Raw genomic sequence first — 1,512 nt, 5'->3', positions numbered from 1 at the left:
ACAGGACCCTAGACAAGTCCCATCGTCCCAGGTCAGATGCACTCCTCGCTCATTTGATCAGCCAACGGACAGCCCACCTCGCGAAAGCGCGAGGCAAGTCAGCACGGAACCAGCACCGGGATACTCCGACCCGTTGGGGGCTTCGCCCCATCCCACCCGGGCGCCCGTCAGCCGACGCCCGGCACAATAGCTGCAGACAGCAGAATCCGAGGCCGTCGATAACGACCACCCCTCACCGTATATCTATGCTAGATTTTAGATATATGGGAGGAGTGTCACATGGGTAAGACATTGATCGAGATCGACGAGGACGCATTGGCCGTAGCGCAGGACGCGTTCGGCACCAAGACCAAGAAGGACACCGTCAACCGCGCCCTTCGCGAGGTCAGCGACAGAGTCAAGCGCCACGAGGCCCGCATGGCAGCCGAACGCCTCGCCGCCGAGGCCCTGGACCTCGACGCCCTGACCGACAAGACCGCCTACCGCCCCGGCCCCGCCACTGACGACAGCAAGCAGGGACAGGCTGCGTGAAATACCTGGCCGACACCTCGGCAGTTGCACGCTTCCTGCAGCACGGCGCGGACGCCTGGGGGTGGGGAGAAGCACTGGACTCCGGACTGGTCGGCATGTGCGAGATCACGGAACTCGAGATCCTCCGCTCCGCACGCTCCTCCACACACCACAAACAGATGCAGCAGCACCTGAGCGGGTTCTACGCCTGGGTTCCAGTCCCGGACCACGCCTTCCAGCGAGCCCGCCAGGTCCAGCACCTCCTCGTCGACCACGGCGAACACCGCAGCGCCGGACCGGTCGACCTCCTCGTCGCGGCGGTGGCCGAACTGTCCCCACTCACCTTGCTGCACTGCGACCGCGACTTCGAGACCATCGCCCGGCACACCGGCCAGAACACGCTCATGCTCATGGACGGCACCCGACCGTAAACGCCCCTCGCCCACACCACCGAGGAAGCCCCCACCCCAGACCAACCTCTATACCCCCACAGGTATCCGTCAGATCCAGCCAAAATCCAGCCACGGTAAAACCTCACCCGGATTCAAGAACCGTCACACACGCTTCCCACCTGCACAAAGACGCACGCACACCCGCGGCACACCCCTACCCCACGTTCCAGTCGAATTCCACCACGTTCGAACACGAAACACCATCCGACCTGCATGAATGCAAGACGGAAGGGCCTGTTCGAAAGATTCACACGTTGAAGCGGAACACCGGATGCACAATTTTGACCTGCAGAAATACCGAAGGAACAGACTGGATCCAGCCACGATCCAGCCACCGGAAACGGTGGGGCTATCCCCCTTTTCATGCTGGACGATGTCAGGCTGCATTTCCTGCCGCCGCACCCGCCCGAACTGAACCCCGACGAGTTGGTCAACGCCGACCTCAAGCACAGCCTGCCTAGTGTCTTGTGATCTGGTTCATGTCACTTGAAGGTCTTTGACTCGTTGGACACTGCGTGAATCTCTCTTCAGAACAGGCCGCAGAATTGCG

The 1,512-nt window shown here is 61.8% G+C and carries 3 protein-coding genes; all 3 read left to right on the top strand.

What is annotated here, in order from left to right; all coding sequences use genetic code 11:
* Window positions 1-279 precede the first annotated feature (279 nt).
* The 3 genes from B124_RS37010 (at window position 280) to B124_RS37000 (ending at window position 1,433) form a co-directional block, all read left to right on the top strand.
* Window positions 280-531 (top strand): type II toxin-antitoxin system VapB family antitoxin, encoded by a 252-nt coding sequence (locus B124_RS37010; RefSeq protein ID WP_047017806.1) that lies wholly within the window; start codon window positions 280-282, stop codon window positions 529-531.
* A complete protein-coding gene (locus B124_RS37005; RefSeq protein ID WP_047017805.1) occupies window positions 528-941 on the top strand; it encodes a PIN domain nuclease in 414 nt (137 codons plus the stop codon). Before B124_RS37010 ends, B124_RS37005 begins: the two co-directional genes overlap by 4 nt.
* A 384-nt stretch (window positions 942-1,325) precedes the next feature.
* Window positions 1,326-1,433: a transposase gene (locus B124_RS37000; RefSeq protein ID WP_496507408.1), complete on the top strand. Its 108-nt coding sequence runs from the start codon at window positions 1,326-1,328 to the stop codon at window positions 1,431-1,433.
* The last annotated feature ends 79 nt before the right edge of the window (window positions 1,434-1,512 follow it).

This window comes from Streptomyces sp. CNP082 (genome assembly GCF_059570535.1).
The sequence above is the reverse complement of the archived record's forward strand: the minus strand, read 5'-3'. Positions and strand labels throughout refer to the sequence as shown.